This window comes from Flavivirga spongiicola (assembly GCF_030540825.1).
GTDB classification, from domain to species: Bacteria; Bacteroidota; Bacteroidia; order Flavobacteriales; family Flavobacteriaceae; genus Flavivirga; species Flavivirga spongiicola.
Genome location: NZ_JAUOEO010000001.1, coordinates 2,993,790 through 3,007,476, shown reverse-complemented (window position 1 = coordinate 3,007,476; position 13,687 = coordinate 2,993,790). Strand labels below are relative to the sequence as shown.

General features: G+C 32.0%; 13 protein-coding genes. 2 read left to right on the top strand and 11 right to left on the bottom strand.

Features of this window, described 5'->3' with window-relative positions; all coding sequences use genetic code 11:
- Window positions 1–77: 77 nt before the first annotated feature.
- The 7 genes from Q4Q47_RS12025 to rsgA form a co-directional block, all read right to left on the bottom strand.
- A complete protein-coding gene (locus Q4Q47_RS12025) occupies window positions 78–1,304 on the bottom strand; it encodes a 3-phosphoshikimate 1-carboxyvinyltransferase (protein ID WP_303306902.1) in 1,227 nt (408 codons plus the stop codon).
- A 30-nt stretch (window positions 1,305–1,334) separates the two neighbouring features.
- A complete protein-coding gene (locus Q4Q47_RS12020; RefSeq protein WP_303306901.1) occupies window positions 1,335–1,661 on the bottom strand; it encodes a nucleotide pyrophosphohydrolase in 327 nt (108 codons plus the stop codon).
- On the bottom strand, window positions 1,662–3,680 hold the full coding sequence (locus Q4Q47_RS12015) for a DUF3857 domain-containing protein (RefSeq protein WP_303306900.1): 2,019 nt from the start codon (window positions 3,678–3,680) through the stop codon (window positions 1,662–1,664).
- A 5-nt stretch (window positions 3,681–3,685) separates the two neighbouring features.
- Window positions 3,686–5,608 (bottom strand): DUF3857 domain-containing protein, encoded by a 1,923-nt coding sequence (locus Q4Q47_RS12010; protein WP_303306899.1) that lies wholly within the window; start codon window positions 5,606–5,608, stop codon window positions 3,686–3,688.
- A 60-nt stretch (window positions 5,609–5,668) separates the two neighbouring features.
- Window positions 5,669–6,205, bottom strand: a complete 537-nt coding sequence (locus Q4Q47_RS12005; protein ID WP_303306898.1) for a metal-dependent hydrolase — start codon at window positions 6,203–6,205, stop codon at window positions 5,669–5,671.
- Window positions 6,205–6,657, bottom strand: a complete 453-nt coding sequence (dtd, locus tag Q4Q47_RS12000) for a D-aminoacyl-tRNA deacylase (RefSeq protein ID WP_303306897.1) — start codon at window positions 6,655–6,657, stop codon at window positions 6,205–6,207. Before dtd ends, Q4Q47_RS12005 begins: the two co-directional genes overlap by 1 nt.
- A 148-nt stretch (window positions 6,658–6,805) precedes the next feature.
- Window positions 6,806–7,756: a ribosome small subunit-dependent GTPase A gene (gene rsgA, locus Q4Q47_RS11995; protein WP_303306896.1), complete on the bottom strand. Its 951-nt coding sequence runs from the start codon at window positions 7,754–7,756 to the stop codon at window positions 6,806–6,808.
- 89 nt (window positions 7,757–7,845) lie between these two features.
- On the opposite strand from rsgA, the gene Q4Q47_RS11990 reads away from it, so the two are divergent.
- The gene (locus Q4Q47_RS11990) at window positions 7,846–8,295 is read left to right on the top strand and encodes a hypothetical protein (protein WP_303306895.1); all 450 of its coding nucleotides are present in this window, start codon (window positions 7,846–7,848) and stop codon (window positions 8,293–8,295) included.
- Window positions 8,296–8,364: 69 nt separating this feature from the next.
- Here the strand turns inward: Q4Q47_RS11990 and Q4Q47_RS11985 are convergent, their stop codons facing one another.
- The 4 genes from Q4Q47_RS11985 to Q4Q47_RS11970 all read right to left on the bottom strand — a co-directional run bounded on the left by Q4Q47_RS11985 (window position 8,365) and on the right by Q4Q47_RS11970 (window position 12,395).
- Complete coding sequence (locus Q4Q47_RS11985) at window positions 8,365–9,447, bottom strand: bifunctional 3-deoxy-7-phosphoheptulonate synthase/chorismate mutase type II (RefSeq protein ID WP_303306894.1); 1,083 nt, start codon at window positions 9,445–9,447, stop codon at window positions 8,365–8,367.
- Between the two features lie 20 nt (window positions 9,448–9,467).
- On the bottom strand, window positions 9,468–10,319 hold the full coding sequence (locus tag Q4Q47_RS11980) for a prephenate dehydrogenase (RefSeq protein WP_303306893.1): 852 nt from the start codon (window positions 10,317–10,319) through the stop codon (window positions 9,468–9,470).
- A gap of 106 nt (window positions 10,320–10,425) precedes the next feature.
- Window positions 10,426–11,571: a pyridoxal phosphate-dependent aminotransferase gene (locus tag Q4Q47_RS11975; RefSeq protein ID WP_303306892.1), complete on the bottom strand. Its 1,146-nt coding sequence runs from the start codon at window positions 11,569–11,571 to the stop codon at window positions 10,426–10,428.
- Window positions 11,568–12,395 carry a prephenate dehydratase gene (locus Q4Q47_RS11970; protein ID WP_303306891.1) on the bottom strand — a complete coding sequence of 276 codons (828 nt, stop codon included), beginning with the start codon at window positions 12,393–12,395 and terminating at the stop codon, window positions 11,568–11,570. Before Q4Q47_RS11970 ends, Q4Q47_RS11975 begins: the two co-directional genes overlap by 4 nt.
- A gap of 322 nt (window positions 12,396–12,717) precedes the next feature.
- Here Q4Q47_RS11970 and gldA point away from each other — a divergent pair, with 322 nt between their 5' ends.
- The gene (gldA, locus tag Q4Q47_RS11965; protein ID WP_303306890.1) at window positions 12,718–13,614 is read left to right on the top strand and encodes a gliding motility-associated ABC transporter ATP-binding subunit GldA; all 897 of its coding nucleotides are present in this window, start codon (window positions 12,718–12,720) and stop codon (window positions 13,612–13,614) included.
- The last annotated feature ends 73 nt before the right edge of the window (window positions 13,615–13,687 follow it).

Genomic DNA, 13,687 nt, shown 5'->3' with positions numbered 1-13,687 from the left:
AGCAAGCCGTTAGTTATTTTTTGAAAGTTGCAAATATACAATCTCCGAGTAGGGGTTGTCAAGTAAATGGGTGATTATTATTTAGTTATTTTAAATCCAATAGATTTTAGGTCATCCCAAAAGCTTGGATATGATTTTGAAACGACATCCGCATCTTCAATAACAACAGCTGTTTTAAGTGCTATAGGAGCAAATGCCATGGCCATTCTATGGTCATGATATGTCTCAATTGACACGAGTTCATTAATCCTATTTGAAGCTGATAAATGCAGAGACTTGTCTGTAATTTTAACGTGACCTCCTAATTTTTCGATTTCATTTTTCAAAGCAACCAACCTATCCGTTTCTTTAATTTTAAGTGTATGAAGTCCTGTTAAATCACAAGGTATTCCTAAAACAAAACATGTTACTGCTATAGTTTGAGCAATATCTGGAGCGTTTTTTAAATTTAAAGCTAATGGCTCTAAGTTTGAAAATTCTTTCTTTAAAGTAACGCTACTATTATCATTGAAAATTGCGCTTACTCCAAAATGTCTATAAACATCGACTAAAACAGAATCACCTTGTAAGGAATTTGCTTTGTATGAAGACAATGTAATTTCTGTTCCAATCTCACTAATAGCAGCAATACTAAAATAATAGGATGCTGATGACCAATCTGATTCTACAGTTAATGTTTGTGGTTGTTCGTTGTTGGTTGTTGATTTAACTGTAATCACATTTCCTTTAAATGAAGATTCTACCCCAATTTCATCTAATAAACTAAGTGTCATTTTTATGTATGGAACCGATGTTATTTCACCCTCCAAAGTTAGTTCTAATCCATTTTCAAGTTTGGAAGCAATAAGCAATAAAGCAGAAATATATTGACTACTTACATTTGCTTTTAATGATACTTTATGCTTAGTTAATTTTTTCCCTTTTATTTTTATTGGTGGAAATCCTTCATTTTCAACATAACTAATATCCGCACCAAGTTCTTGAAGTGCTTCTACTAAAACTTCAATGGGGCGTTCTTTCATGCGCTTAGACCCTGTAAGAGTCACTTCTCTTCCTTCCTGAACAGAAAAATAAGCCGTTAAAAAACGCATGGCTGTTCCAGCATGGTTTATATCAACCAAATCCGAATCTGTACGCAACGCCTTAGTCATTAGGTTACTGTCATCAGAATTAGACACATTATTAAGACTGATTTCAGGATACAGTGCTTTTAAAAGCAGTAATCTATTGGATTCACTTTTAGACCCTGTTATTTGAATTGAAGATTGCTTGTCAATTTTAGATTTTTGAAGTGTGATATGCATGCTTGTAAATTCTCTTTTAAAGCTGCAAATTTACTTTAATTTTTCGTTATTATGGTGCCTATCATGATCTCGTTTTGCCTTCTTATCCATTCTTTTATCAAAAGCTTTTTGCAAATCAACGCCTGTTTGGTTTGCTAAACATAATACCACAAATAAAACATCTGCCAATTCTTCTCCTAGGTCTTTCCCTTTATCACTTTCTTTTTCGCTTTGTTCACCATAACGTCTTGCTATAATACGAGCTACTTCGCCTACTTCTTCTGTAAGCTGAGCCATATTGGTAAGCTCGTTAAAATAGCGAACACCGTGTTCATTTATCCAATCGTCAACTATTTTTTGTGCGTTTTTAATATCCATCTATACTTTAGTTAATACTATTTGTTCGTTTTCTTTTTCAATAATTTGTTTAAAATACTCTTTTAAAGCATCATAATATAAGGGAGAAATGATAGATTCATTGATTTTAGCATCGATTAATAACTGAATTGAGGATCCATTATTCGATATATTAAACTTAAATAGCCCCAAATTATCTGGCATACTAAATGCAGCGGATTCTGGAACGGATTCCACTTTATACCCTTCAGGCAAATTGATTATGATTCGATATTTAGAGGTAGAAGGATATCCAAAATCGACTGGAAATGCTCTTTTTTCCAACTTAAAAGGATTCTCTGCTGTTCTTAAAAAAAACATTGGTGAAAAGTATATTTTATCTCCTATAATATCTGCTTGACTTTCCTTAACAAATTTGTAAGACTCTATTATTGGTTTTGATAAATCTAATCCATTTGTAACTTTAAATTCTGAAATTTCTAAACCACTATATTTATTCTCTAATTTCTCTATAAAATCATCTTCATTAGCATCGTTATAACGCTCTCTATACGACAGGGCGTTATGATTTGTTTTAACACTTCTACACCCACCGCTTATGCTACCGTCTTCATTTAAATTGATCATCATAGAAATATTATTCTTTGATTTTTCTTTAGGATACAAATCTACCAATGTAGAGCCTCCGTTTTCTGAAATGACCCGTCCCTGCCAATTCAACGCTCTAAATGGCAAAACATTAGGCGTACTATATTTGTTAGTTGCATCTAACAAAACACTTCCTTCAGGGAATTTAACATAACTTACTACATAATTATAACCTTCTCTTGTAGGGAATATTGGGACACCATTTCGCCTTGTACTGACCAAAACAGGATATGCATTTAAACCTGCATATTTTAACATGGACGTTAGCATCAAATTTATCTCTGCAACATTTCCTACTTGATCCTTATATGCCTTTTTAACACCATCATTTGTGTACTTACTATTATAACCATTCCATTTTACTTTAGATTTAACAAAATCAAAAATTAAAGCGGTACGCTGCACAGGGTCCGATATAGAACTAATCACAGCATCAATTTCATCTTTAAAATAGCTTGTTTTGTTTAATTCCTCTCCAAAATATGAGCTTTTATAAATGGTTTTAACAACATCTTCCCATGTTGTTGAATAATACTTAATAGTAGATTGTGGTAACTTTTCATAAGACAACTCATATTTTACAGAAGATCTATAATTATTTATACTATTCACATGAGGTTCTTCTTTTAAAGCAGGTACATTTGTAAGGTTATATGATGATATATTCTTAATAAATTCTAGATCTGATGAGCTGTATGATGTTCTAGTTATTCCATTACGTATACCTGTACCACTTGACCTAGTCTTATTTGTGAAAGTAATTTTATCATTTTTCTTTTTTGTTTTAGGAATCACTGGCAAAAACCCTTTAGTATTCACTTTAAAAACAAAATACTCAGGGACTTCAAATCTAGCATCTAATTTTTTTACAGGAATATCATACTGAAAAACAAAATCATCAACGAGAGAATAAAAAGGTGACACCACTTTATATTTAAACTCAACTACACAGCCTTCTTTAATATTTGGCAAGGTAAATTTCATTTCATTAAGACGTTTAGATTTTTCTGTTTCAAACATCCCTTCTTTGGTTAGCTTAGCTTCTTCTATTTTTCCTTCCAATAAATTATAGGTATAAGCCTTTATACTATTTATTTCTTCCTTATGACCGCCATTATTAAACAAACTCACTTGTTTAGTAGCATAACCGAAGCCTTCTTTATTGTATATTTTTATCCGTTCATGTATCTCAGTAATAAGCTGAAACCCTTTTCCCTGGTGATATTCAAAAAAAGTCTTTCTGTACTTATATAAATACGTTGCACTAGCTGCTGAATCTAACGGGTTAAATTTTTCTTGCAACTCTTCTTTAGATACTTTTCTGAATTTGTAATCTTGAGCAAATGCTGTTAGCGTAAAGCATAAGCTCAATAAAATCATTGTGATTCTCATTCTTTTTATTTTTTAATCAGGGCCATTTTTGCATTGTCTTGTTTATTCACTTCTTTATAAAAGTTTCTGAACAATTCGTAATCTTCTTTTGGAAACTCTCCATCTTTTACTACAAATTCTCTTTTATAAATAAGCGTGTTTTCATCTTTAACAATCACCTCTGATTTATAACTACCAAATTTATTTTCAATATTTTTATTATCAGGCTTAGATTCTACTTTATAATCTTGTGGTAATTTAATCTCGACCTCATCTATATCTGTAAACCCTCTTTTAATTTTAAGAGGGAGCTTTCTATTTCTGTAACGATCCGGTATATCTGTATTTCTATTTAAAGCATTTAGCGTAAGCAGCATTCTATCTCCTAATATTTTAGAGTATTTCGATGCCTGGAAACTAACATCTTCTATAAATTCAACAGCTTCTTTATCATTCGTAATATGCATGTTATTAATTGTAACCGTATTTATGTATTTCCATCGTTCTTTATAATGTTTATCAAGGTCTCTCTCTGTTTCTGTTTCTAACCAATATTTATTATCATATTGTATCCCTTTGGAATTAACATTTACATGCGCATTAATACCACCATCATTGGAAATCGTATAATTTCCTTTAATTATTTGCACACTCTCTTCTGCTTCGTATTTTTTTGTGTGCTGAATTTTACCCCCTTCCGAAGTTATAACCAATACATCTCTATCATCGGTGAAATCTCCAATAAAACCAAAGGGCAGTTTTTGGCTTGTGCACTCCAGCCATATATCTTCTTTATTTTCTTGTGGGATGTTAAGAATAACGTGATTTGCCTGCCCCATTAAAGATGCAAATTCACTATCAATATTATATTGAGTATTAGGTGATGCGTAAACTTCTGTATAATTAGATTTAACTCCAACAGCCTCTAATAAAGCTTTTGTGTAATTTGTAAGCCCTTTGCAATCCCCATATTTCATTTTATCAACTTCTAAAGCCGAAATTGGCTGAATTCCCCCAATACCAACCTGAACACTAATATACCTTGTATTATCTTGTACAAATTGATATACAATTCTTGCTTTTTCTATTGGGTCTTCAACATTTGCGGTTAAATTTCTAATTTTTTCTAATGATTCTTCGGAGATTTTTGTTCTACCAATTAATAATTTATCATTAATCCATTTACCTAACCCTCCCCAGCTTTCATTATTATCTCCATAATATCCATCATAATGAAAATTCTTTGTTGAGACCAATAGCCTAGGCGCAAATGTCATAAGTTTAGGGCTCATTTCTTCCTGCTTTAAAGCTTCAATACTCTTAGCTTCATAAGCTAAAACACCTGCTTCGCTATTATCAATAATATTATATCCTGAAAAGTTTTTCTCTTTTTTATTTATCCCAACAGAAGCATCGTAAATAATTTTAAACGAACTATGTTGTGTACTTATAAGATACCCTTCCAACGGCCTCCAAAAAGGAATCCATGCTGTATTTGATGTCTCTGTTTCATATTCAAACTCAACCGTATATGGGTAGTCAATAGGCGTATATTCCAAATATTTCATTCTATCATCCTCATATAAAGAAAAACTACTTACGGCAGCAACATCCTTAAAATCATTTTTTTTAAACTTTTTTATTTCTTTTCCAAATTTGTCATAAACAACAGCTCTTAGTTTTTTTATAGTAATCTTGTCATCGTAATAAACATATGAACTTATATATTCATTTCCTTTTTTATTTAATACTGTAACTACCCGCCTATATGAATGGTTTAATTTTTTTACCGAAGAAATATTAATCTGAGTATCGTCTACTCTAAGAACTGCATTTGCATTTTTGGTTAGGCTTTCTGGAAGGGTTAAACTTTGATATAAATTTTCTTGTGAAGAAACAGATAAAGCTATGAGTAAAATAACCATACTCATAATTTTTCTTACTATCATATATTTATTGCTTTAAACGTCAAAGATATTTGTATCTGACTGATTATTATATGAGAAAACTCAGTTTTTACCATAAAGACCCTTTTTTACCCAGAAAAATAAAATTCTCACAAACAATATAAGAAAAGATGGGACAAAAACATATTTAAACTCGCTAAATAGTACTTTCATTCCCCATTCTGAAAAAAATTCTTTTATACCAATTGGAGACACTTGTATCCCTCTAAACGGAAAGAAAAAACGACTATTGTTAAAAGGAATAAGAAAGCCAACACCTTTCCCTCCAGATGTCATAGCGTCTAAAATACCATGTGAAAGCGTTGATAAAAAAATAACCGAAAACCAAATACCTTTATTTTTTCTACCAAAAGTAATCATTAGAACAAAAGCCCATAAAATGGAGAACAAAATGGAGTGAGTAAATCCTCGATGTCCCATAGGGTGACCATAGGGAATACCAAATTTAAAGGTTATAACATCAAAATCAGGAAGTATTGTTGAAAATATAGCTAGTGCTATTAGCCATTTAGCATTGTGCTGATCAATGACTTTAGCCAATGTAAAACCGACCACACCATGTCCAAATATAGATGCCATTAGACTTTGTTTTTTGAATCGATTATTATAGTTACCGGCCCGTCGTTTAGCAGTTCTACTTTCATATCGGCTCCAAATTGTCCAGTCTGTATTTTTTTACCTAAATCAACTTCTAATTGTTTCACAAAACTTTCATAAAGTGGAACAGCGACATCGGGTTTTGCTGCTTTAATATAACTTGGTCTATTTCCTTTTTTTGTAGAAGCATGCAAAGTAAACTGACTTACCACCACAGCATCACCACTAACATCTAACAAAGAGTTATTCATTATATCATTTTCATCATTAAAAACACGAAGATTCACTATTTTATTTGTTAACCATTTAATGTCTTCTAACGTATCTTCATTAATAATACCTAAAAGGATTAAAAGCCCTTTAGAAATGGATGCTACTTTTACCTCATCAATAGTTACACTTGCTTTTGATACTCTTTGAATAACAACTTTCATAAACTCCTAAATAGCAAAAGAAACTTCTTTTTTAAATTTATTAATAAACTGAATACTTCTTTTCTCGCAAAGACGCTAAACCACAAAGGTTTAAAAATGATGAAATCGACTGTGGATTTCAAACTACCCATTAACAAACTGAGACTGATTACTGATTATCCCAATTATCAGTTCTGTAATGTTCATCTTCACCTTCTATAATTTGTAAATAGCTTCTGTAACGCGAAAACGTTATTTCATCATTATCCAGCGCCTTTTTAACTGCACATTTAGGTTCCTGAATGTGTAAACAATTATTAAATTTACAGTCTTGTTTCAATTCAAATATTTCTGGAAAATAATCGCCAACTTCTTCCTTATCCATATCAACCACCCCAAAACCTTTTATTCCAGGTGTATCAATAATTTTTGCATCAAAGCTTAAATCGAACATTTCTGCAAAGGTTGTCGTATGTTGTCCTTGCATGTGTTGTGTTGAAATTTCTTTTGTCTTAATGTTTAAAGCTGGCTCTATAGCATTTACAAGTGTCGATTTGCCTACTCCAGAATGTCCCGAAAACATGCTAACCTTATCACGCATTAAAGCCTTTACTTTATCTACATTTTTACCAGTTTTAGCAGAAACGCCTATGCATTCATACCCTATTTTCCTATAGACATGTGCCAGATATTTAACTTCTAAAAGTGTTTCTTCATCATAGGTATCTATTTTGTTAAATAGCAATACTGTTTTAATAGAATAGGCATTGGCTGTGACTAAAAATCGATCGATAAAACTGGTTAATGTTGGTGGATTATTAATGGTGATCATTAAAAAAACCTGATCCAAATTGGCAGCAATAATATGTGTTTGTTTAGATAAGTTAACCGATTTTCTAACAATGTAATTTGTTCTATCATGAATCTTATGTATGATACCAGATTCTTGATTATTATTGGTTTCAAGTTCAAAATCCACCATATCACCAACAGCAATGGGGTTCGTGCTTTTAATACCTTTTATGCGAAACTTCCCTTTTATGCGACATTCATAAACATGGCCCAAATCGGTTTTAACCGTGTACCAACTTCCAGTAGATTTATAAACGAGTCCTGTCATATTTTTTCAAAAGTAAAGTTAAAAAATCTTTTTTTTGGCATAGATATTGTTTAATCTTGTCATTATTAATTTTAAAAACCTCTATTAAGATGAAAAAACTACTTATTGTTTTTACTATTGCATTATTTTCTTTTATCGATTCAAGTGCTCAAGTTCAGTACAAAGTTATTACCAGTGTAGAATCTATTGTTCCTAGTGGATTAGGACGTTCTAGAATCATTAGCGCAAACGAAGAAAAAGATTACAAAGAATACACCAGTACACAAACTGAAGAAGATAAAACTCGAAACAAATCTAAACGTGGAGATATAAGAGTTAAAGGTTTTGATGAAACAAAATTATTAAACTTTTATAACATTGGTGGTATCCGTTTTCAAAATATTGCTGCCAATGATGCTCTAATTACTTCTAAAATCAATACAATGATAGAAGAAGGCTGGGAGTTAGCTTTTGTAACTAGTGCTGTTGAAAGTAAAGGTGGTAAAGATGACAAACAAGGTATTTTTATTACTCGTTATATTTTTAAAAGAAACAAATAATTTTATTTCTTTTATCTCAATAAAAAAGCCTCGCAATTGCGAGGCTTTTTTATAAAATCAAATTACTATTTAACCATTAATAATCTTCTCTTGATGATTAATAGATTCCTGGTGAATCGCTTTAAACATTCTTAGAATAAACTCCTCACTCAATCCGTGTTCTTCTCCTTCTAAAACCATTTTTCCTAAAATCTCATTCCAACGTTTAGATTGTAATACGGCTACATTCTTCTCCTTTTTAAGAGATCCAATACCATCTGCAGCTTCCATACGTTTTCCTAACAAAGTGATAATTTGATTATCTACAACGTCAATTTGCGCTCTTAAATTATTTAGGGCACTGTTATATTCTGCTTCAGCATTCGTCTCTTTTCTAATTTTAAGATCTTTCATAATTTGCACTAAAGTACTAGGCGTTACTTGTTGGGCAGCATCACTCCAAGCATTTTCAGGATCATAATGAGTTTCAATCATTAGCCCATCAAAATTTAAATCTAATGCAGCTTGAGACACATCAAAAATCATATCGCGATTACCCGTTATATGAGATGGATCATTAATTAAAGGGATATCTGGAAACTTATTTTGAAACTCAATAGCTAATTGCCATTCTGGAATGTTTCTATATTTGGTTTTTTGATATGTTGAAAACCCTCTATGAATAGCGCCTATATTTTTAACGCCTGCTTTATATATTCTTTCAATACCACCTAACCATAAAGACAAATCTGGATTTACCGGATTTTTCACCAATACAGGTTTATCTGTTCCTTGTAAAGCATCTGCAATTTCTTGCATAATGAATGGACTCACTGTAGAACGTGCGCCTATCCATAATAAATCTACATCATGCTCTAAGGCTAATTTTACATGAGCCGCATTTGCTACTTCTGTACAGATTTTCATTCCTGTTTCTGCTTTCACCTTTTGTAGCCACTTTAAACCCAATGCACCAACACCTTCAAACATTCCCGGTCTTGTTCTTGGTTTCCAAATACCAGCTCTAAAATAGTTAACGTCTGTATCTTTTAACTCATGAGCTATTTTTAATACTTGCTCTTCTGTTTCAGCACTGCAAGGTCCTGCAATAACCAAAGGATGATTTAAATTCAATGCATCCAACCAGTTTTTCATTTCTTTTTTATTCTCCATGTTACTTAATATTCAGCCGACTAAGCTATTCCGTTTAAAATTTGTTTTATATGATTCGTGTTTTTCATTTCGTTGTAAACTTCTTCAAAGTCATCTTTTTCCATAAGTTCTTTAAACTTCTTCAGATTATTGATGTACTCTTCTAAAGTCTCAATGACATTCTCTTTATTTTGTTTAAAAATAGGTGTCCACATCTCTGGGGAGCTCTTTGCCAGACGGACTGTGGATGCAAACCCACTGCCTGCCATATCAAAAATATCACGTTCATTTTTTTCCTTTTCTATCACCGTTTTTCCTAACATAAATGAACTTATATGTGATAAATGCGACATATACGCAATGTGTTTATCGTGCGCTTCCGGGTTCATGTAACGAATCCGCATCCCTATATCTACAAAAAGTTTCAACGCTTTTTCTTGAAGTTTGAATGCCGTTTTTTCTACTTCACAAACAATATTCGTTTTACCCTTAAACAAACCGCTAATGGCTGCACTAGGACCTGAATGCTCTGTTCCTGCTATAGGGTGCATTGCTAAAAAATTTCTACGCTTAGGGTGGTTTTCAATGACTTTACATATATCTAATTTGGTAGATCCCGCATCTACAACCAATCCCGAATCGGAGATCTTATCCAAAATAGTTGGTAACAACTTTACCGTAGCATCCACGGGGATAGATATAATAACTAAATCGGCATTATCAATATCCTCTAAGGTTGCTTTTTTATCAATTAAATCAAGTGACAAAGCTTCATTGAGTGTGGCTTCCTTTCTACTAATACCGTGAATAACTACTTCAGGATTATTTTGTTTAATATCTATAGCAAGGCTACCACCTATTAACCCAACTCCTATGATGTAAATATTTTTCATTTTCTTCTCCCTAACCCTCTCCAAATGAGAGAGAATTATTACGGGTTTATTTAATTATTTTTCTCTATATTTTTTACTCATAATAAACTTAACTGCATACTGCAAACTATCTTACTCTTTTTATAGCTTCTTCTAAAACTTCGTTTGATGCACATAAAGAAAATCGAATATATCCTTCACCTTTACTTCCAAAAATAGTTCCTGGGGTAATGAATATGTGATTGTTTTTAAGTACTGAATCTATATAGGCTTCAGCTTTTACAGAGGCTGGTAATTTAGCCCAAACAAAAAGCCCCACAGCATTTTTATCATAAGTACAATTTAAAGCGTCTGCTAATTGCCAAACTAAATCGCGACGTTGTTTATAGACACTATTAAGGGTAACAAACCACATATCTGAACACTTTAAAGCTTCAATAGCCCCCTTTTGGATGCCAAAAAACATGCCCGAATCCATATTACTCTTCACCTTTAAAATATTTTTTATATGCTTACTATCGCCAACTACCATTCCTACACGCCATCCTGCCATATTAAAGGTTTTACTTAACGAATTAAGTTCTAAACAAACATCTTTTGCTCCGGCAACACTTAATATACTTTTTGGCGCATCATTCAATATAAAACTATACGGATTATCGTTAACTATTAAAATTCCATGACGCTTAGCAAATGCTACTAATTCTTCAAATAAATAAGTGTTTGGTTGAGCTCCTGTTGGCATATGTGGATAGTTTACCCACATCAGTTTCACTTTGCTTAAATCTAATTGCTCTAAAGCTTCAAAATCCGGCAACCAATCATTTGCTGCATCTAATTCGTAAAAAACAGGTTTAGCACCTACTAATTTAGTAACAGATTGATACGTCGGATAACCAGGATTTGGAATCAACACGGCATCACCTTCATTTAAATATGCCATCGAAATATGCATAATACCTTCTTTACTTCCCATAAGTGGTAAAACCTCCGTAGAAGCACTCAAAGAAACCGAAAAATGTTCTTTGTAAAACCCCGCTATGGCCTCTCTTAACTCCGGTAGCCCTTGATAACTTTGATACTTATGTGCGTTAGGTGCTAACAATCCTTTTTTTATGGCCTCTACAACTCTTTGTGGCGGCTGTAAATCCGGACTACCAATACCCAAATTAATGATAGGTTTACCGCTGGTTATAAGAAAATTCACCTCTCTTAATTTTTTTGAAAAGTAGTATTCTTCCACCGTTTGTAATCTATTCGCAGCTTCAATCATAATTTAGCATTTTTATATTCACCCAGCACTTTAAGGCCTTCTCCCATAATATCAATTATAGATTTTGATTTTTTAAAATCCATGTATTTTTCAAAAGTAACATCAACAAAAAAAGCATATTTCCAAGGCGTTTCAACTATTGGTAATGATTGAATTTTAGTTAAATTCAATTTACAATCACTCATCACATTAAGAATGGCTGCTAAACTGCCTCGTTTATGGTCGCTTTCAAACTTAACCGAAGCTTTGCTAATTTCATTTTCGGGTACTTCAGAATTTGTTCGCTTTATTATAACAAAACGCGTTTCGTTGTGTTTTATAGTTTGAATACTTGGTGCCAGAATATCTAACTCAAATATATCGGCAGCCAAAGTACTTGCAATAGCACCTACCCCTTTAAGCTTATTTTTATGTATCCGTTGGGCCACCTCTGCTGTATCCTTATCTTCCACTAATTTAATGTGAGGATATTGTTTAAAAAACTCTTTGCACTGCAACAATGCCATGGGATGCGAATACACTTCTTCTATGTCTTCTATACGTTGATCTGGCCATGCCATTAAATTGTGCTGAACATCTATATAATGCTCTCCAACAATGTGTAAGCCATATTTATCAATTAAAGCATAATTAGGAATAATAGATCCTACTATAGAATTTTCTAAGGCCATAATAGCAGCATCGCATTCTTTAGTAATTAAAGAATCAACGACCCTATCGAATGTTAAACATTCAATGGCATCAACTGGCTTATCAAAAAATTGTTGTGACACAATATGATGAAATGATCCTTTTACTCCTTGTATAGCTACCGTTTTAATCAAATTCAATTTTTATTAATCAGACCGAAATCTTCATTGTTGAACAAAAAAAAGTCCCGATTTTCATCGAGACTTATATTTAAAATTTATAGTTATAAATTATACATACAACGCCTCGTTCCTTTTGCTAAAAAAGAAATAAAACCAGTTGTTAAAATATGTATAATATACTGTTGTCATAATTACAGTGCTAAAGTAAATAATATTTTAAGAAATCAAAATTGTAGTATTAGTTTTTTTTGAATTTTTTAAAAATTTTAAAGATTATATAACAAAACTTCTATTGCATTATATAATTATTATTTTTGAATAAATAATTTTAATTATGTCTATTGAAGTAGTAGGAGTTTCAAAACACTATGGCGAACAGAAAGCTTTAAATAATATTTCATTCAAAGTTAACAAACCAGAAATTGTTGGATTTTTAGGGCCTAATGGTGCTGGGAAATCTACTATGATGAAAATTTTAACTACTTATATTAACCCTAGCAAGGGTGCTGCGAAGGTAAATGGATATGACATAAAAGAAAGCACACAACTTGTTCAACAAAGTGTCGGATATTTGCCAGAGCATAATCCGTTATATTTAGAGATGTTTGTTAAGGAATATTTAAACTTTAATGCCAATATTTATAAGGTTTCCAAACAACGTGTTAATGAGGTTATTGAACTTACAGGTTTAACTCCAGAAGTTCACAAAAAAATAGGACAACTTTCTAAAGGGTATCGACAGCGCGTAGGTTTAGCTAATGCATTATTACATGATCCCGAAGTTTTGATATTAGATGAACCAACCACTGGTTTAGACCCAAACCAATTGATTGATATTAGAAATCTCATAAAAGAAATTGGAGAAACTAAAACCGTATTTCTATCTACACATATTATGCAAGAGGTCGAAGCTATGTGTGATCGTGTCATCATAATTAATAAGGGAGAAATTGTTGCAGATAAAAAACTTAACGAATTACGTGATACCAAAGAACAAATTGTTATTGTAGAGTTTGATTATCGTGTTGAAGATGCTTTTTTACTAAAACTTCCAAAAGTAAAAAGCGTAGCTAATACGCATGGTTTTGTTTATGAAATCACTTTTAAAACTTCGGAAGATATGCGGTCTTATGTATTTGACTTTGCTCATGATAATCAATTGAAAATTTTACAACTCAATCAAAAGAATGCCAGTTTAGAATCACTTTTCAGGGATTTAACATCAAAATAATCCCCTCTTTTATATGGATAAGTTTTAAATGAAAAGTATGACAAATATCATCCTTATCATAATATGAAGGCAT